Consider the following 17,968-nt stretch of genomic DNA (forward strand, 5'->3'; position numbering starts at 1 on the left):
GCATTGTCGCCCGCAAGGATGGAAAGGGGTTTTTAAAATCAACGAGGGGATGGATCCAAGAAGTGAATGGCTGAATGCCAATTGGCGGGAGCCGGGGAAAACAATATAACAGTCCCATAAAGCTGCTTTTATTCTTGCTGAAAAGGCGCCCGCCGAACATAGGCTTATTCAAACTAAAAGTTCCATTGGCGAAAAGTCGGATTAGTCTCGATTTTCATATTTTCCAATCTTCCATATCTCTTTGGCGTATTCTTGAACGGTCCTGTCGCTGGAAAAATATCCCGACTGCGCGATGTTTTGAACCATCATTCGCAACCAACGCTCTTGTTCTTTTTCATAGAGGTATCCTGCTTTTTCTTGTATCGCCACATAAGGAGAAAAGTCTTTTAACACAAAATACTGATCATTTCCTTCAAGCAAAGAATCATAAATCACTTCGAACTGTTCGGAATCAGGCAATAGACCATCAACCAGCCGATCCACCGCCCACCTGATACGCTTGTCATGGTGGTAATATTCACGGGAATAATAGCCGCCTTCTTTTTCAAATTTCATCACTTCTTCCGATGTCAAACCAAAAATCAAAATGGATTCCGAACCAACCCGCTCCAACATCTCAATATTAGCCCCATCCATCGTCCCGACTGTAATGGCCCCGTTCATCATAAATTTCATATTTCCAGTGCCTGAAGCTTCTTTGCTGGCTGTAGAAATTTGTTCACTTATATCGGCTGCAGGAATGATTTCTTCTGCAAGCGAAACACGGTAATTTTCAAGAAATATCACTTTGATGAACCGATTGACAATAGGATCGTTATTCACGATTTCAGCTAAAGAATGGATCAGCTTAATAATTCGTTTCGCATAATAGTAACCCGGAGATGCTTTCGCGCCAAAAATAAAAGTTCGCGGATAAATAGAAAAAGTGGAATCTTCTCGGATGCGGTTATACAAATAAAGAATATGAAGAATATTCAGCAGCTGTCTTTTATAGGCATGAAGACGTTTCACTTGGACATCAAAAATAGAATGGGTGTCGACTTTGATCCCATTTTGTTTCCAAATTCTTTCAGCCAATATTTCTTTGCGGGCCGCTTTTACTTTCTTCAATTGTTCTAAAAACAGCCAATCGTCCTCATATTGTTTCAATAAGCTTAATTTTTCCGGTTCTCTGATCCAGCTGTTTCCAATCGATTCCGTTATTAAGTGGGATAACTCGGGATTCGCTTTTAACAGCCATGTCCGATGAGTCACTCCATTCGTTTTATTGTTAAACTTTTCCGGCTGGAATTCATAAAACCGTTTCATTTCCCTTTTTTTCAAAATTTCTGTGTGAAGTTTGGCCACTCCATTTACACTATAGCTTCCGGAAATCGCCAAATGAGCCATTCGGACTTCCCCGTACGAAATAATGGCCATCTTCTCAATCCGTTCCCAATCTCCCGGATATTTTTCCCAAAGCTGTTGGCAAAAACGTTCATTTATTTCTTGAACAATCATATAAATTCGCGGCAGCAGCGGCTGAAAAAGACGGACAGGCCAACGTTCAAGAGCTTCTGACAACGTAGTATGATTCGTATAACAAAAAGTATGGGACGTAATATGCCATGCTTCATCCCATCCTAATCCTAGTTTGTCCATTAAAATCCTCATCAGTTCAGGAATCGCCAAAGCAGGATGGGTATCGTTAATATGTATGGCCGTATAGCGATGAAAATCCCGAATCTGTTTATGCTGGGAAAGATAATTTTTTACAATCGATTGAATGCTCGCCGAAACGAGAAAGTATTGCTGCTTCAAACGCAATATTTTTCCTTCATCATGAGCATCATCGGGATAAAGAAATTCTGAAATCGCCTCTGTATCTTTCTTATACTTCATCACATCTTTATTAGGCATATATCGAGACGGTTCAGCGCTCCACAGCCTTAAAGTATTTACGGTTTTTCGTTTATAGCCAATAACGGGAATATCGTATGGTACAGCTGATACATATTCAGCATCCAATTGATGGAATGTCAACCTTCCATTATCATTCTCCGTTTCTACTCTTCCCCAAAAGGGAACTTCCATCGTTAAATCGGCTTTTCTCACTTCCCAGACATGCCCATGCTTCAACCATTGCTCCGGCAGTTCAACTTGATAGCCATTGACCATTTTTTGTTCAAAAAGGCCGTATTTATAGCGAATACCAAGCCCATGTCCAGGTAAATCAAGCGTTGCAAGCGAATCAAGAAAGCAGGCGGCCAGCCTCCCAAGACCGCCGTTCCCCAGAGCTGCATCCATTTCTATTTCTTCCAACTCGGAAAGTTGAATCCCCAGCTCTGAAAGTCCCTCTTTTACGAGGTCATAAATCCCGGCATTTAATAAATTTTGTCCAAGAAGCTTTCCAAGAAGAAATTCAATGGACAAATAGTACACCTGTTTTTGACGATGAGAACGATAATGTTCATTCGTTCGAATCCAATTCAGGCTAATATACTCCCGCACCATGTTTCCCAATGTTTGAAATTGATCCGAAGGTGTTGTTTCCGCAAAACTTTTTCCAGACGTTCTTTCAACTCGGTTTAAAAATGCTTCCTTAAACTCTGCTTTAGTAGAAAACATGGCTTTCCCTCCCAGCTAGCAAATCGGCATACATTTCATTATATTGATAAGCTGAATGAGACCAACTGTTATCAGCAGCCAACGCCCGCTTAATCAGTTCATGACGAATGTCAGGCTGACGATAAAAAGACAGTGCTCTCCGAATGGTATACAGCATATCATGTGCATTGAAATTTCGAAACGAAAACCCGTTCCCTTCTTTCGTGATTTCATTATAAGATTGAACCGTATCGTTGAGCCCGCCTGTTTCCCTTACTATTGGAAGAGTACCGTATTTCATTGCGATCATTTGCCCTAATCCGCACGGTTCAAATTTCGACGGCATTAAAAATAGGTCCGCCCCCGCATAAATCCGATGGGCCATTTCCTCGTTAAATTCCAAAATGGCTTTAACTTTTTTTGGATAAAGGTTTTCCATTTCGGCAAAAAATCGTTCGAATTCTGCTTCTCCCGTACCCAGTACAATCAATTGAACATTCTCTTGCATGATCTCATGAAATACACATTTGACCAGATCCAGCCCTTTCTGTTTTGTCAACCTCGAAATAATCGCTATAACAGGAATATGTTCCTCCACGTTTAAATGAAGCTGTTCCTGAAGGCGCTTTTTATTTTCTTTTTTTCCACTTAGATCTTCTTCCGAATAAGGTTCGATATACGGGTCATGACGAGGATCATATATCGATTCATCTATTCCATTCAGTATGCCCGTTATCTGTTCTTTTCGACTATTTAATACTCCGTGAAGCTTCTCGCCGAAATAAGGGGTTAGAATTTCCTCGCGATAAGTCGGACTAACCGTTGTGATCCAATCAGCAGATACAAGCCCCGCTTTCAGGAAATTAATATTGCCGAAAAATTCGGTTAATGAAGGGTGATAATGCTCCTCTTTCAACCCGAGCAAATCAGTGAGCACGGTTTTAGGGAAAATTCCTTGGAATTGAAGATTATGAATGGTCATGACGGTTCGGATCAATTCATATCCGTGTCGATGTTGATGCTCCATCCGTAACATAAACGGAATCATTCCGGCATGCCAATCATGACAATGAAGAATTTCTGGATAAAAATTCAAAGCGGCCAAACTGTCCAAAACCGCTCTTGTAAAAAAAGAAAATCGTTCCCCGTCATCGAAATAGCCATACAGGCCCTCTCTTTTAAAATAATATTCATTATCGATAAAATAATAAATCACTCCATCGTATTCTAACCGTTCCACTCCGCAATATTGATTTCTCCATCCGACCGAAACCGTCAATTCCGCCTCTTTTGTCATTTGCGATTTCCAACGACCCTCTATATTGCCGTATTTGGGAAGAATGACGCGAACGTCATTGCCGAACCTTTTCAGTTCTTTTGGCAATGATCCCGCCACATCTGCCAATCCTCCTGACTTGATAAAAGGCACACATTCCGATACAACGAATAATATTTTCAAGACTTCATCAACTCTCCTTGTTTTGCGCCTTTTGGCAAGACAATCGGGAACCCATTTCGAGCTTCCAAAGATACACCGTTCTTAATTTGGCCATTTTTATCGACAATGACTCCATTCAAATGACAATCCTTGCCAATTTGGGATTTTTGCATAATAATGCTGTTCTTAATGACCGAACCTTTTTCTATTTTGACGCCGCGAAAAATCACACTATTCTCGACCGTTCCCTCAATGACACAGCCATTAGCAATAATCGAATTTTTGACAATAGCCGATTTCGTATATTTTGTCGGCGGCTCATCTTTCACTTTTGTAAAGATCGGCTGGCCGTCCTTAAACAATGCTGACCAATTGTCTCGTTCCAACACATCCATGCTCGCTTGATAGTATGAAGCAATCGAAGTAATTTTTTTCACAAATCCTTCATATTCGTACAGGCATATTGTCAAACGACTATTTTGATCTTCCACCACATCTTGCATGCATCGATATCCTGTTATTTTCCTTGTTTGTATCAATTGAACTAACAAAGACTTCTTCACAAGGTACATATCCATAGATTGTCCATGGTGGGAAATCATCATAATATCACAATTTTCATTTATAAATCGATTTAAGATCGGTTCAAAGTTCATGTTAAAAACCGTAAAGCAATTGCTGATTAATGCATATTGTTGCTGGCTTCGGTCAAAATAATCCATGTGATGGGCAAAATGACTAAACGATCCAATCCCCTCTTCCATAACTTCTAAACCTGGTGATGGAAAGAAAAAGAGCCCATCTCTTTTACGGTTTAAATCCCATTCCTTTCCCGATCCTAAATGATCCATCAAGGAACGGAACTGAAATCGCGGAAAAATGGCCACACTCTCGATTCCCGAATTCACCATATTGGAAAGAATAAAATCGATCAAGCGATAGCGCCCCGCGAATGGAACGGCTGCTAAACAACGATGGGTTAGCAGTTCCTCCATAGAATCAAAATAAGTGGTTGCATCAATGACACCAAGCAAAGAAGCTTTCAATCGATCCCCTCCCTATTTATTATTCTCTATTTTCATTTTTAAATTTAAGCAATCCATTGATGAAGATTATCTTGTGTGACCAATGGAATTTCCATGAAATCATAACCGCGAATTTCCGTATGTTCCGGCAAATCACAAGTAACAATGGCCCGTTCAATCGTGCAATATTTTCCTATCTTCGTGTTGGGCAAAATGACAGAATCTTTTATATAGGACTCTTCGTCGACGACTACTCCTTGGAATAAAACCGAATGATGAATATATCCATCCACGACGCACCCTTCATTCACTAATGAGTCCTGTATAACGGCATGTTCGCCAATCGATTGCGGAGGCTGGTTTGGATTTACAGAGTAAATTCTCCATGATTGATCAAAAATGTTTAATCCACATTCTTCTTCCAGCAAATCCATGTTCGCTTCCCATAAACTTTGAACCGTACCAACATCTTTCCAATACCCCGAAAATGGATAGGCGTAAAGACGTCTCCGCTTGCGTAAAAGAGTCGGAATAATATCTTTTCCAAAATCATGGCTTGATAAAGGATCTTGATTATCTTTTTCTAAACAATCTTGCAACAAATCCCAATTAAAAATATAAATTCCCATAGATGCCAAATTGCTTTTTGGAATCTTAGGTTTTTCTTCGAATTCGGTTATTTCCATTTTTTCATTTGTATTCATAATTCCAAACCGGCTTGCTTCTTTCAATGGCACTTCGATTACGGAGATCGTCGCCTCTGCACCCTTTTCAATATGAAACTCGAGCATTTTGCAGTAATCCATTTTATAAATATGGTCTCCTGACAAAATCAATACATATTCCGGATCATATTGCCGCAAATAATTAAGATTTTGATAAACGGCACTAGCTGTTCCCGAATACCATTTCATCGTCGATGATTCGCTGTACGGGGGCAAAACCGTCACTCCTCCGTTTTTGCGGTCAAGATCCCAGGCGCTTCCGATGCCGATATAAGAGTTTAAGACTAACGGCTGATATTGGGTAAGCACCCCCACCGTATTAATTCCCGAGTTCGAGCAATTGCTCAAAGTAAAATCAATGATCCGATACTTTCCGCCGAACGGAACGGCCGGTTTTGCCAGTTGTTTGGTCAACGCGGACAGCCTGGTCCCCTGACCTCCCGCTAGCACTAGAGCAACACATTTTTCTTTTGCCATCGATTGATTCCTTCCTTTCAAGCGTTTCCGGTTTTAAATAAAGAACTGCAAAAGGTGGTATGATTAATTCTATGTACGCGGGTTTGCCATGATACATCCCTTTTTTCGCCGATAATGGCCTATGATTCACCCTTCCTGAGCCGCCAAACTCCTCACTATCGCTGTTCAAAATCTCTTTATAGGTTCCCAAAAAGGGCACTCCTACCTTATATTTCTCGTACACAAACTCTCTGAAATTGCAAATCACGATAAGTAGATTCCCATCTTTGTCTTTCCGTATAAATGAAAAGATGCTTTGGCTGTAATTATGAACATCAATCCATTCAAATCCTTCAGAGGAATGATCTAGTTGAAAAAGAGGAGTCTCTTTTTTATATAAGGAGAGCAGTGTTTTCGAGAAATGTTGGAATTTCGCATGAAGCTCATATTGACTCAAATGCCAATCTAACTGTTCCCGATCTTTCCATTCGGAAAATGGGGCCAGCTCAGTGCCCATAAACAACAGTTTTTTCCCAGGATGAGCCGCCATATACCCTATTAACAGGCGAAGCTGGGCAAACTTTTGCCAATAGTCTCCGGGCATTTTATCCAACAGTGATTTCTTGCCGTGCACAACTTCATCATGGGAGAAAGGCAAAATGAAATTTTCAGAAAAAGCGTAAATCAAAGAAAAACTAATAAGAGAATGATAATGAGAACGTTCCTCAAATCCTAATTCCATGTAGGTAAGAACATCATTCATCCATCCCATATTCCATTTGTAATTAAATCCAAGACCACCGCAATAAACAGGAGAAGTAACAAGAGGAAAGTCCGTAGAATCTTCTGCAATCATCAGCGTATTTTCATCATACTGAAAGACCGATTCATTCAGCTTTTTCAAAAATTCAACTCCAAAAGAATTCAACTGATTTTCATGGCGGTTTGGCCAATAGAGAAGGTTCGCAACGGCATCGATCCTAAAACCATCTATATGATAAATATCTAGCCAAAATAACGCATTGGAAATTAAAAAACTGTGAACTTCCTTTTTAGCTAAGTCGAAATTAGCTGTTCCCCATACATAATTTTCCCTATCCCATTCATGTTCGTATTCATATAAAAAACTCCCGTCAAATTTTGACAGACCATGAGCGTCCTTGCAAAAATGACCTGGGACCCAATCTAAAATAACCCCTAATCCGTGTTGATGGCAGCAATCTACAAAATACATAAAATCATGCGGGGTTCCGTATCGGCTTGTCACGGCGTAGTAGCCCGTTGTTTGATATCCCCAAGATAGATCAAATGGATGCTCGGTTATCGGCATTATTTCAATATGAGTAAATCCTTGTTCTTTTACATACGGAATTAAAGTTTCCGCTAATTCCTTGTAAGAATAAAAATCACCGTTTTCTTTCTTTCGCCACGTTCCAAGATGAACCTCATATATGAACATGGGCTCGTCATATAATCTCTTTTTTTCTTTTTCCAACAGCCATGATTCATCATGCCACTTATAGTCGTTCAACGAATAAATAATCCCTGCGGTTCTCGGACGCTTTTCCGTATAAAAAGCATATGGATCGGTTTTCAAAAAACGTTCTCCGTCCCGGGTCGTTATTTCATATTTATATAGCTCTCCTTCCAAATTTCCGTTCACTGACAGGAACCATATACCATCCGGACCGGTACGCTCCAAACGGTATCCCTCACCATTCCATCCATTAAAAGTACCCATCAGCCTTACTTCCACTGCATTTGGGGCCCAAATACAAAATTCTGTCGTTTCCTTACCATGGCGTTTTCGGATGTGTGCACCAAAAAGACCGTAACAATGAAAATGTTTTCCTTCATGAAATAAATAATGATCCATATCCGTAGGGGCAGATGCAGACATAAAAGTATCCCCTCCTCCAATTAGTGTCATGATTAAATTCTGCTGTTAGAGAGAGAACTCCTTTTATAACTTTTCACTGTTTTCTGACAAAATCCAAACCATTTCACCACGGGAAAATGTTGTCTAGCATGTAAGGGCTTCTAATGATACAGGCGTCAAAGAGGGAAAGACTTCATTTTAACAGTACATCTTATAGTCTTTATATCTTCCATATGGGAGCATTTATGTGCTTAACAGATATATGGAGGTTCAAACTCATATGAACATAAAAAAACCGCAGTGGCTTTAACACTGCGGCTAAAAACGAATAGGAGATAAGACAAAAAAATCGGCAGCATGCTGCCGATTTTTCAGAGTGACCCGTACGGGATTCGAACCCGTGTTACCGCCGTGAAAGGGCGGTGTCTTAACCACTTGACCAACGGGCCATATTCATATAAATGGTGGAGAAGGCGGGATTCGAACCCGCGCGCCGCATATTTGCGACCTAACGGTTTAGCAAACCGTCCTCTTCAGCCACTTGAGTACTTCTCCTTATACAAAAATGACTCCGCAGGTAGGATTCGAACCTACGACCGATCGGTTAACAGCCGATTGCTCTACCACTGAGCTACTGCGGAACAAAATGGGCCTGAATGGACTTGAACCATCGACCTCACGCTTATCAGGCGTGCGCTCTAACCAGCTGAGCTACAGGCCCATGCTGAACGAATTGGAGCGGGTGATGGGAATCGAACCCACGACATCAGCTTGGAAGGCTGAGGTTTTACCACTAAACTACACCCGCGAACACTGCAATGGGGCGACTAGTGGGAATCGAACCCACGAATGTCGGAGCCACAATCCGATGCGTTAACCACTTCGCCATAGCCGCCATAGACATTACATGAGAATCAATGGGCAAAAATGGTGGCTCGGGACGGAATCGAACCGCCGACACAAGGATTTTCAGTCCTTTGCTCTACCGACTGAGCTACCGAGCCAAAATATTTAAATTCTAAGAAGGAAAAGCAATTGCGGGGGCAGGATTTGAACCTGCGACCTTCGGGTTATGAGCCCGACGAGCTACCGGACTGCTCCACCCCGCGACGATAATCATCATTCAGAATGGCGGAGGAGGAGGGATTCGAACCCCCGCGCGGTTTAACCCGCCTGTCGGTTTTCAAGACCGATCCCTTCAGCCAGACTTGGGTACTCCTCCACGAATGAATGGTGGACCTTGTAGGACTCGAACCTACGACCGGACGGTTATGAGCCGTCTGCTCTAACCAGCTGAGCTAAAGGTCCTTTAAATGGCGGTGGAGGGGATCGAACCCCCGACCTCACGGGTATGAACCGTACGCTCTAGCCAGCTGAGCTACACCGCCATATGTCATATAAACTTGTAATTGGTGGAGCCTAGCGGGATCGAACCGCTGACCTCCTGCGTGCAAAGCAGGCGCTCTCCCAGCTGAGCTAAGGCCCCATTACTTTTATTTCAATCGGGAAGACAGGATTCGAACCTGCGACCCCATGGTCCCAAACCATGTGCTCTACCAAGCTGAGCTACTTCCCGTATGGCGCGCCCAAGAGGAGTCGAACCCCTAACCTTCTGATCCGTAGTCAGACGCTCTATCCAATTGAGCTATGGGCGCAAACGAGTGCCGAGGGCCGGACTCGAACCGGCACGGTGGTCACCCACCGCAGGATTTTAAGTCCTGTGCGTCTGCCAATTCCGCCACCCCGGCATGATAATGGAGCGGAAGACGGGACTCGAACCCGCGACCCCCACCTTGGCAAGGTGGTGTTCTACCACTGAACTACTTCCGCATTTACATGTGCGGGTGAAGGGACTCGAACCCCCACGCCTTGCGGCGCCAGACCCTGATTCTGGTGCGTCTGCCAATTCCGCCACACCCGCATAAAGTGAGCCATGGAGGATTCGAACCTCCGACCCTCTGATTAAAAGTCAGATGCTCTACCGACTGAGCTAATGGCTCATAACAAATTTGAATGGTCAATTGCTGTATTTAGGAATCTGGATCATCTGATTGGGTGGTAAACCCGACACGTTTCTCAAAGATAATATGTTTATTATTTTCCGATTGATCTAGCGATCCAAATCAAAATGGTGCCGGCTGTAGGACTTGAACCCACAACCTACTGATTACAAGTCAGTTGCTCTACCAATTGAGCTAAGCCGGCTCGTTATGTATGGTGGAGGTTGACGGGATCGAACCGCCGACCCCTTGCTTGTAAGGCAAGTGCTCTCCCAGCTGAGCTAAACCTCCATCATCGCCTGGCAGCGTCCTACTCTCGCAAGGGGAATCCCCTCACTACCATCGGCGCTGAAGAGCTTAACTTCCGTGTTCGGTATGGGAACGGGTGTGACCTCTTCGCCATCGCCACCAGACTAGTTACTCTAGTTTGTCGTAAGACAAATATTATTATAACAAATTATTTTTAATTTTCAAGAATAAATTTTTCTTCTTTAACGATTCTTTATGTAGTAAAACCTTTATATGTACTCCTTTACAACTAGATAAAAGAAGCAGTTTCACCGATTTCGCGCTTTCTTTTGGTTAAGTCCTCGATCGATTAGTATCCGTCAGCTCCACGTGTCACCACGCTTCCACCTCGGACCTATCTACCTGATCATCTTTCAGGGATCTTACTTTCCGAAGAAATGGGAAATCTCATCTTGAGGGGGGCTTCATGCTTAGATGCTTTCAGCACTTATCCCTTCCGCACATAGCTACCCAGCGATGCCTCTGGCGAGACAACTGGTACACCAGCGGTGCGTCCATCCCGGTCCTCTCGTACTAAGGACAGCTCCTCTCAAATTTCCTGCGCCCGCGACGGATAGGGACCGAACTGTCTCACGACGTTCTGAACCCAGCTCGCGTACCGCTTTAATGGGCGAACAGCCCAACCCTTGGGACCGACTACAGCCCCAGGATGCGATGAGCCGACATCGAGGTGCCAAACCTCCCCGTCGATGTGGACTCTTGGGGGAGATAAGCCTGTTATCCCCGGGGTAGCTTTTATCCGTTGAGCGATGGCCCTTCCATACGGAACCACCGGATCACTAAGCCCGACTTTCGTCCCTGCTCGACTTGTAGGTCTCGCAGTCAAGCTCCCTTCTGCCTTTGCACTCTGCGAATGATTTCCAACCATTCTGAGGGAACCTTTGGGCGCCTCCGTTACCTTTTAGGAGGCGACCGCCCCAGTCAAACTGCCCACCTGACACTGTCTCCCACCCCGATCAGGGGTGCGGGTTAGAATTTCAGTACAGCCAGGGTAGTATCCCACCGGCGCCTCCACACAAGCTGGCGCTCATGTCTCTCAGGCTCCTACCTATCCTGTACAAGCTGTACCAAAATTCAATATCAGGCTGCAGTAAAGCTCCACGGGGTCTTTCCGTCCTGTCGCGGGTAACCTGCATCTTCACAGGTACTATAATTTCACCGAGTCTCTCGTTGAGACAGTGCCCAGATCGTTACGCCTTTCGTGCGGGTCAGAACTTACCTGACAAGGAATTTCGCTACCTTAGGACCGTTATAGTTACGGCCGCCGTTTACTGGGGCTTCGGTTCGCACCTTCAAGCAAAGCTTTAAGCGCTCCCCTTAACCTTCCAGCACCGGGCAGGCGTCAGCCCCTATACTTCGCCTTACGGCTTCGCAGAGACCTGTGTTTTTGCTAAACAGTCGCCTGGGCCTATTCACTGCGGCTTCTCGGGGCTATGCACCCCAAAAAGCACCCCTTCTCCCGAAGTTACGGGGTCATTTTGCCGAGTTCCTTAACGAGAGTTCTCTCGCACACCTTAGGATTCTCTCCTCGCCTACCTGTGTCGGTTTGCGGTACGGGCACCTTTTTCCTCGCTAGAGGCTTTTCTTGGCAGTGTGGAATCAGGAACTTCGGTACTATATTTCCCTCGCCGTCACAGCTTGAGGTTAGTGGCAACGGGATTTGCCTCGCTGCCCCTCTTACTGCTTGGACGCACATCCAGCAGTGCGCTTACCCTATCCTCCTGCGTCCCCCCATCGCTCAAACGGAAAAGAGGTGGTACAGGAATATCAACCTGTTGTCCATCGCCTACGCCTGTCGGCCTCGGCTTAGGTCCCGACTAACCCTGAGAGGACGAGCCTTCCTCAGGAAACCTTAGGCATTCGGTGGAAGGGATTCTCACCCTTCTTTCGCTACTCATACCGGCATTCTCACTTCTAAGCGCTCCACCAGTCCTTCCGGTCTGGCTTCTCTGCCCTTAGAACGCTCTCCTACCGCGGACACCCGAAGGTGTCCACCCGCAGCTTCGGTGATACGTTTAGCCCCGGTACATTTTCGGCGCAGAATCACTCGACCAGTGAGCTATTACGCACTCTTTAAATGGTGGCTGCTTCTAAGCCAACATCCTGGTTGTCTAAGCAATTCCACATCCTTTTCCACTTAACGTATACTTTGGGACCTTAGCTGGCGGTCTGGGCTGTTTCCCTTTTGACCACGGATCTTATCACTCGCAGTCTGACTCCCAAGGATAAGTCGCTGGCATTCGGAGTTTGTCTGAATTCGGTAACCCGATGAGGGCCCCTAGTCCAAACAGTGCTCTACCTCCAAGACTCTTTCCTTGAGGCTAGCCCTAAAGCTATTTCGGAGAGAACCAGCTATCTCCAAGTTCGATTGGAATTTCACCCCTACCCACACCTCATCCCCGCACTTTTCAACGTGCGTGGGTTCGGGCCTCCAGTAAGTGTTACCTCACCTTCACCCTGGACATGGGTAGATCACCTGGTTTCGGGTCTGCGACCCCATACTCATGCGCCCTGTTCAGACTCGCTTTCGCTGCGGCTCCGTCTTTCCGACTTAACCTCGCATGAGATCGCAACTCGCCGGTTCATTCTACAAAAGGCACGCCATCACCCGTAAACGGGCTCTGACTACTTGTAGGCACACGGTTTCAGGTTCTCTTTCACTCCCCTCCCGGGGTGCTTTTCACCTTTCCCTCACGGTACTGGTTCACTATCGGTCACTAGGGAGTATTTAGCCTTGGGAGATGGTCCTCCCAGCTTCCGACGGGATTCCTCGTGTCCCGCCGTACTCAGGATCCACCAGGGAGGGAACGAAGTTTCGACTACAGGGTTGTTACCTTCTCTGACGGGCCTTTCCAGACCTCTTCGTCTACCTCGTTCCTTTGTAACTCCACGATTGGTGTCCTACAACCCCAGAAGGCAAGCCTTCTGGTTTGGGCTGTTCCCGTTTCGCTCGCCGCTACTCAGGGAATCGCTGTTGCTTTCTCTTCCTCCGGGTACTTAGATGTTTCAGTTCCCCGGGTTGCCTTCCTTACCCTATGGATTCAGGCAAGGATGCTGCCCCATTACGGGCAGCGGGTTTCCCCATTCGGAAATCTCCGGATCAACGCTTACGTACAGCTCCCCGGAGCTTTTCGGAGTTAGTCCCGTCCTTCATCGGCTCCTAGTGCCAAGGCATCCACCGTGCGCCCTTTCTAACTTAACCATGTTGGTTTTATCCTAGATGGCGATACTCGGTTTATGCTGCTTCTTTCTTCTATCTAGTTTTCAAGGAACAAGTGCGAAGGATGAAATCCTTCAAAACTGAACAAAACGAAAGCGTACAATAGATACCTGTCCAGCTCCGGCTCCTAGGTGCTCGAGGTCACAATCCATCTTGCTGCGGTGGTTGAAATACTACCTCCTCGCAAGCTGTCTTGTGCTTGTCGCACCTGAACAGTCGCCTCTGCTTTTCTTCTTCCTTAGAAAGGAGGTGATCCAGCCGCACCTTCCGATACGGCTACCTTGTTACGACTTCACCCCAATCATCTGCCCCACCTTCGGCGGCTGGCTCCCGTAAGGGTTACCTCACCGACTTCGGGTGTTGCAAACTCTCGTGGTGTGACGGGCGGTGTGTACAAGGCCCGGGAACGTATTCACCGCGGCATGCTGATCCGCGATTACTAGCGATTCCGGCTTCATGCAGGCGAGTTGCAGCCTGCAATCCGAACTGAGAATGGTTTTTTGGGATTAGCTCCACCTCGCGGTTTCGCGACCCTTTGTACCATCCATTGTAGCACGTGTGTAGCCCAGGTCATAAGGGGCATGATGATTTGACGTCATCCCCACCTTCCTCCGGTTTGTCACCGGCAGTCACCTTAGAGTGCCCAACTGAATGCTGGCAACTAAGGTCAAGGGTTGCGCTCGTTGCGGGACTTAACCCAACATCTCACGACACGAGCTGACGACAACCATGCACCACCTGTCACTCCGTCCCCCGAAGGGGAACCCTCTATCTCTAGAGGTAGCGAAGGATGTCAAGACCTGGTAAGGTTCTTCGCGTTGCTTCGAATTAAACCACATGCTCCACCGCTTGTGCGGGCCCCCGTCAATTCCTTTGAGTTTCAGCCTTGCGGCCGTACTCCCCAGGCGGAGTGCTTAATGCGTTAGCTGCAGCACTAAAGGGTGGAAGCCCTCTAACACTTAGCACTCATCGTTTACGGCGTGGACTACCAGGGTATCTAATCCTGTTCGCTCCCCACGCTTTCGCGCCTCAGCGTCAGTTACAGACCAGAGAGCCGCCTTCGCCACTGGTGTTCCTCCACATCTCTACGCATTTCACCGCTACACGTGGAATTCCGCTCTCCTCTTCTGCACTCAAGTCTCCCAGTTTCCAATGACCCTCCACGGTTGAGCCGTGGGCTTTCACATCAGACTTAAGAGACCGCCTGCGCGCGCTTTACGCCCAATAATTCCGGACAACGCTTGCCACCTACGTATTACCGCGGCTGCTGGCACGTAGTTAGCCGTGGCTTTCTGGTCAGGTACCGTCAAGGTACCGCCCTGTTCGAACGGTACTTGTTCTTCCCTGACAACAGAGCTTTACGATCCGAAGACCTTCTTCGCTCACGCGGCGTTGCTCCGTCAGACTTTCGTCCATTGCGGAAGATTCCCTACTGCTGCCTCCCGTAGGAGTCTGGGCCGTGTCTCAGTCCCAGTGTGGCCGATCACCCTCTCAGGTCGGCTACGCATCGTCGCCTTGGTGAGCCGTTACCTCACCAACTAGCTAATGCGCCGCGGGCCCATCTGCAAGCGGCAGCTTGCGCCGCCTTTCAACCTTCCTTCATGCGAAGGAAGATATTATCCGGTATTAGCCCCGGTTTCCCGGAGTTATCCCCGTCTTGCAGGCAGGTTGCCCACGTGTTACTCACCCGTCCGCCGCTAACTTTCAAAAAGCAAGCTTCTTGAAAGTCCGCTCGACTTGCATGTATTAGGCACGCCGCCAGCGTTCGTCCTGAGCCAGGATCAAACTCTCCAAAAAGAAATTTGATTTGGCTTGTTTCTATCGAAACATTGGTTTACGCTTCGTTTTGTTCAGTTTTCAAGGATCTATCAAAAGCGACTTTTCTATTATATCACAAACTCAAATCAACATCAAGTTTTTCATCCGTATCTAACGGACGATTAATAATATATCATGAAAAAAGTCCCTTGGCAACCACTTTTTTAAAAAAATTTTTCTTCATTGTTCTAAAGTCAAAAAAGAATACAATATTGCATTACTTTTTGGCGTTAAATAATTAGGTTAGGCGAATAAATGATGCATTTTAACTTTTAAAATATCCCATATTGCTTTAAAAACAGATAGGTCATTTTCATTTTATCGTAAAAATGTTTTTATTCACTCAGTCCATTTGGTACATAATCTCCTTTTAACTAGACAAAAAATTATCTACATAGGAACAACCATCGTAAAATAGCCGTTCAAAACGAAATGTGTACTCATAATATGATGACTCTCCAAATACGAAAGAACATCTATCAACTGTCTCTACTTTAGGAGGACTGGAAGGCTGTATTGAATAGGAATTTGTGATTTGTAAAATTCCATGTCATAAACGTCAGATTGTAAACATAACTTATCAGAATAATAGTGTTCAAATTAGCCTTTGCCCCTTCTAGGTTATGACGGAAACGGAAAATGAAGCTTTTGAGCAAAAACAGGAAACAATCCTTCCTTCATTTCTAAATCAAAATGCTTGACGCCGATAAGAGCTTCATTTTATTTTATAAAGATACTTACTTAATTTCATAATAAATTAAAATTAAAATTGCTTAAAGAATCCAAAAAAGAATTGAAAATACCAATGATCCAAATTTCGATAAGGAGGGATGAGGAGAATGGATTGGATGGACTTTCATATATTAGTGAAACTTGTCATTTCAGCAGTATTAGGACTAATCATTGGTTTGGAACGGGAATTAAAAAGAAAACCGGTCGGATTGAAAACTAGTTTGGTTATATCGATCGTCAGCTGCTTGTTGACGATCGTTTCAAGTGAGTCTGCTTATGTATTTCCCGCAAATCATGATGTGAATATCACGATGGATCCTCTCCGTCTTGCAGCCCAAATTGTTTCAGGGATTGGTTTTTTAGGAGCGGGCGTCATTTTGCGCAGAGGCAATGACAGTATATCAGGTTTGACAACTGCTGCGATTATCTGGGGTGCCGCCGGGATTGGAATTGCAGTCGGAGCCGGATTTTACGTTGAAGCGATTGCTGGCGTTGTTTTACTGATCATCAGCGTAGAAATAATTCCCCTTGTTTTTCTTGTGATTGGGCCTAAAAAATTGCGTGAAAAAGAAGTATTGCTCAAAATGACCATTAAAAATAAAGAACAGATTCAAGAAGTGATTGATATTATTCAAAAAGATAAAATTACAATCGACAATATTCATATTAAAGACCTGAAAGACGGAAATACTCATCTCCTAGAACTAAATGTGTCCGTAGATTTCCGGAGAAGGACTACTCAACTGTACTATTCTGTTTCTGAAATTCCTGGAGTGGAAAACGTGGAAATCGAAAGTCTTTAGTTTTTTTAGACGCTTATATTGTTGTGTAACAAAGACCTCTTCGCCATGAATGCAGCAATGGAAAGAATAAAAAAATATAAAAAACCTCTTGTCTTTTTAAAACAAAATAATTATAATGTAATTGTTCGTTTTAAGAGTTACAAAAAAACGGGGCATTAGCTCAGCTGGGAGAGCGTCGTGCTGGCAGCGCGAAGGTCAGGGGTTCGAGCCCCCTATGCTCCATCATAAAAACGTGAATTCAGTGCGGTTAGACCATATGGCAACCGCACTGTTTTTTTATACATTTCATTTGCAAACAAATGCAAACCCTTATTATGATAAAATGTGTTAAATGCTAGTTTGAGTTCTATACTTTTGTTGAACAAACACTCTTTGAATGCTGTTTGTTTTGATCTACTGATAGAAAAAAACAACAGAGACTTAAAAAAATTCAAGTTACTTCAACTTCGCTTCTGCTTAAGATCCCCTGTTCTCCATATATGCTGGGTTAATGAATGCAAAAAGGCCTTGCTTAAAAAGGAAGGCGTTTTTATTTTAATCAAATAACGAATTTTCCTCTGTCATAAGAGATTACATCATATGATCGGACTGATCTCCCATGAGTCATTACTGTTCGTTTATCACCGGAAAGGATATTCAACCATTAAATGAGTAGAAAAAAGGCACGCTTCCTCAACGCTACGCAAAGGAAATCTCCATTCACTATTTCTTTTATGACTATGATCTTTTTGTTTGTCGTTCCGCCCATTTATTTCGTTCACCGTCATCGGACAGTGCTTCTGCAAACGGGTGGCTGTCTCGTTCTTGAGAAGGCATTTTCGAAGATCGAAGCTCTGCCGAATTCAAATTATTGTTTGGGGCCGCTTCTTCATTCCATTTTCCCATCTTCCGCCCCTCCTTTCTCATCTTTTTGGTTTAGATGAAAAACTCTCATAAGACAATAAATCAAGAATTTGTGTTCAATAAAAAGCAATCTT

General features: G+C 44.6%; 7 protein-coding genes, 21 tRNA genes and 3 rRNA genes. 2 read left to right on the top strand and 29 right to left on the bottom strand.

The features are described 5' to 3' along the window. Nucleotides 1–201 precede the first annotated feature (201 nt). The 28 genes from NST12_RS12770 to NST12_RS12905 all read right to left on the bottom strand — a co-directional run bounded on the left by NST12_RS12770 (nt 202) and on the right by NST12_RS12905 (nt 15,435). Entirely contained in the window at nt 202–2,607 is a 2,406-nt protein-coding gene (locus NST12_RS12770; RefSeq protein ID WP_341101429.1) for a glycogen/starch/alpha-glucan phosphorylase, read from the bottom strand. After that, the gene (glgA, locus tag NST12_RS12775) at nt 2,594–4,045 is read right to left on the bottom strand and encodes a glycogen synthase GlgA (protein WP_341030089.1); all 1,452 of its coding nucleotides are present in this window, start codon (nt 4,043–4,045) and stop codon (nt 2,594–2,596) included. Before glgA ends, NST12_RS12770 begins: the two co-directional genes overlap by 14 nt. Further along, entirely contained in the window at nt 4,042–5,070 is a 1,029-nt protein-coding gene (locus tag NST12_RS12780; protein ID WP_048623888.1) for a sugar phosphate nucleotidyltransferase, read from the bottom strand. Before NST12_RS12780 ends, glgA begins: the two co-directional genes overlap by 4 nt. A 44-nt stretch (nt 5,071–5,114) precedes the next feature. After that, on the bottom strand, nt 5,115–6,188 hold the full coding sequence (locus NST12_RS12785) for a glucose-1-phosphate adenylyltransferase (protein WP_327823827.1): 1,074 nt from the start codon (nt 6,186–6,188) through the stop codon (nt 5,115–5,117). After that, a complete protein-coding gene (glgB, locus tag NST12_RS12790) occupies nt 6,130–8,130 on the bottom strand; it encodes a 1,4-alpha-glucan branching enzyme (protein WP_244878009.1) in 2,001 nt (666 codons plus the stop codon). The genes NST12_RS12785 and glgB overlap by 59 nt, the downstream gene beginning before the upstream one ends. A gap of 356 nt (nt 8,131–8,486) precedes the next feature. Then, nucleotides 8,487–8,558: transfer RNA gene (locus NST12_RS12795), tRNA-Glu, on the bottom strand. 13 nt (nt 8,559–8,571) lie between these two features. Next, a tRNA-Ser gene (locus tag NST12_RS12800) sits at nt 8,572–8,664 on the bottom strand. 14 nt (nt 8,665–8,678) lie between these two features. Beyond that, nucleotides 8,679–8,750, bottom strand: a tRNA-Asn gene (locus tag NST12_RS12805). A 6-nt stretch (nt 8,751–8,756) separates the two neighbouring features. Continuing rightward, nucleotides 8,757–8,830: transfer RNA gene (locus NST12_RS12810), tRNA-Ile, on the bottom strand. A gap of 13 nt (nt 8,831–8,843) precedes the next feature. Then, nucleotides 8,844–8,917, bottom strand: a tRNA-Gly gene (locus NST12_RS12815). Nucleotides 8,918–8,928: 11 nt separating this feature from the next. Beyond that, nucleotides 8,929–9,004, bottom strand: a tRNA-His gene (locus NST12_RS12820). Between the two features lie 33 nt (nt 9,005–9,037). After that, nucleotides 9,038–9,113: transfer RNA gene (locus NST12_RS12825), tRNA-Phe, on the bottom strand. Between the two features lie 31 nt (nt 9,114–9,144). Beyond that, a tRNA-Met gene (locus tag NST12_RS12830) sits at nt 9,145–9,218 on the bottom strand. A 20-nt stretch (nt 9,219–9,238) separates the two neighbouring features. Further along, nucleotides 9,239–9,331 (bottom strand) — tRNA-Ser (locus tag NST12_RS12835). Between the two features lie 9 nt (nt 9,332–9,340). Then, nucleotides 9,341–9,417 (bottom strand) — tRNA-Ile (locus NST12_RS12840). Between the two features lie 6 nt (nt 9,418–9,423). After that, nucleotides 9,424–9,497, bottom strand: a tRNA-Met gene (locus NST12_RS12845). A 22-nt stretch (nt 9,498–9,519) separates the two neighbouring features. Continuing rightward, a tRNA-Ala gene (locus tag NST12_RS12850) sits at nt 9,520–9,595 on the bottom strand. A gap of 16 nt (nt 9,596–9,611) precedes the next feature. Next, a tRNA-Pro gene (locus tag NST12_RS12855) sits at nt 9,612–9,685 on the bottom strand. A 2-nt stretch (nt 9,686–9,687) separates the two neighbouring features. After that, nucleotides 9,688–9,764 (bottom strand) — tRNA-Arg (locus NST12_RS12860). Between the two features lie 7 nt (nt 9,765–9,771). Further along, nucleotides 9,772–9,857 (bottom strand) — tRNA-Leu (locus NST12_RS12865). A gap of 7 nt (nt 9,858–9,864) precedes the next feature. Then, nucleotides 9,865–9,939, bottom strand: a tRNA-Gly gene (locus NST12_RS12870). Nucleotides 9,940–9,948: 9 nt separating this feature from the next. Then, a tRNA-Leu gene (locus NST12_RS12875) sits at nt 9,949–10,030 on the bottom strand. Nucleotides 10,031–10,036: 6 nt separating this feature from the next. Then, nucleotides 10,037–10,109 (bottom strand) — tRNA-Lys (locus NST12_RS12880). 129 nt (nt 10,110–10,238) lie between these two features. Further along, a tRNA-Thr gene (locus tag NST12_RS12885) sits at nt 10,239–10,314 on the bottom strand. Between the two features lie 10 nt (nt 10,315–10,324). Next, nucleotides 10,325–10,400 (bottom strand) — tRNA-Val (locus NST12_RS12890). A gap of 6 nt (nt 10,401–10,406) precedes the next feature. Continuing rightward, nucleotides 10,407–10,522 (bottom strand): 5S ribosomal RNA (gene rrf, locus NST12_RS12895). 165 nt (nt 10,523–10,687) lie between these two features. Continuing rightward, a 23S ribosomal RNA gene (locus NST12_RS12900) occupies nt 10,688–13,620 on the bottom strand. 260 nt (nt 13,621–13,880) lie between these two features. Further along, nucleotides 13,881–15,435: ribosomal RNA gene (locus NST12_RS12905) — 16S ribosomal RNA — on the bottom strand. Together the 16S, 23S and 5S rRNA genes with 20 tRNA genes alongside form the textbook arrangement of a ribosomal RNA operon. An 869-nt stretch (nt 15,436–16,304) precedes the next feature. Here NST12_RS12905 and NST12_RS12910 point away from each other — a divergent pair. Together NST12_RS12910 and NST12_RS12915 are read left to right on the top strand one after the other, a co-directional pair. Next, the gene (locus tag NST12_RS12910; RefSeq protein WP_327797103.1) at nt 16,305–16,991 is read left to right on the top strand and encodes an MgtC/SapB family protein; all 687 of its coding nucleotides are present in this window, start codon (nt 16,305–16,307) and stop codon (nt 16,989–16,991) included. Between the two features lie 149 nt (nt 16,992–17,140). Then, nucleotides 17,141–17,213, top strand: a tRNA-Ala gene (locus tag NST12_RS12915). A gap of 495 nt (nt 17,214–17,708) precedes the next feature. On the opposite strand, the gene NST12_RS12920 is transcribed toward NST12_RS12915, so the two are convergent. Then, nucleotides 17,709–17,876: a hypothetical protein gene (locus NST12_RS12920; protein ID WP_169799149.1), complete on the bottom strand. Its 168-nt coding sequence runs from the start codon at nt 17,874–17,876 to the stop codon at nt 17,709–17,711. Nucleotides 17,877–17,968 lie beyond the last annotated feature (92 nt).

The sequence above is a fragment of the Bacillus sp. FSL W8-1127 genome (genome assembly GCF_038006725.1).
GTDB lineage: Bacteria > Bacillota > Bacilli > Bacillales > DSM-4216 > Bacillus_O > Bacillus_O smithii.

Excerpts from the sequence above, each read along its gene's own strand:
- NST12_RS12770 (WP_341101429.1), bottom strand. The coding sequence starts at position 2,607 with ATGTTTTCTACTAAAGCAGAGTTTAAGGAAGCATTTTTAAACCGAGTT.
- glgB (WP_244878009.1), bottom strand. The coding sequence starts at position 8,130 with ATGTCTGCATCTGCCCCTACGGATATGGATCATTATTTATTTCATGAA.
- NST12_RS12910 (WP_327797103.1), top strand. The coding sequence starts at position 16,305 with ATGGACTTTCATATATTAGTGAAACTTGTCATTTCAGCAGTATTAGGA.
- NST12_RS12920 (WP_169799149.1), bottom strand. The coding sequence starts at position 17,876 with ATGGGAAAATGGAATGAAGAAGCGGCCCCAAACAATAATTTGAATTCG.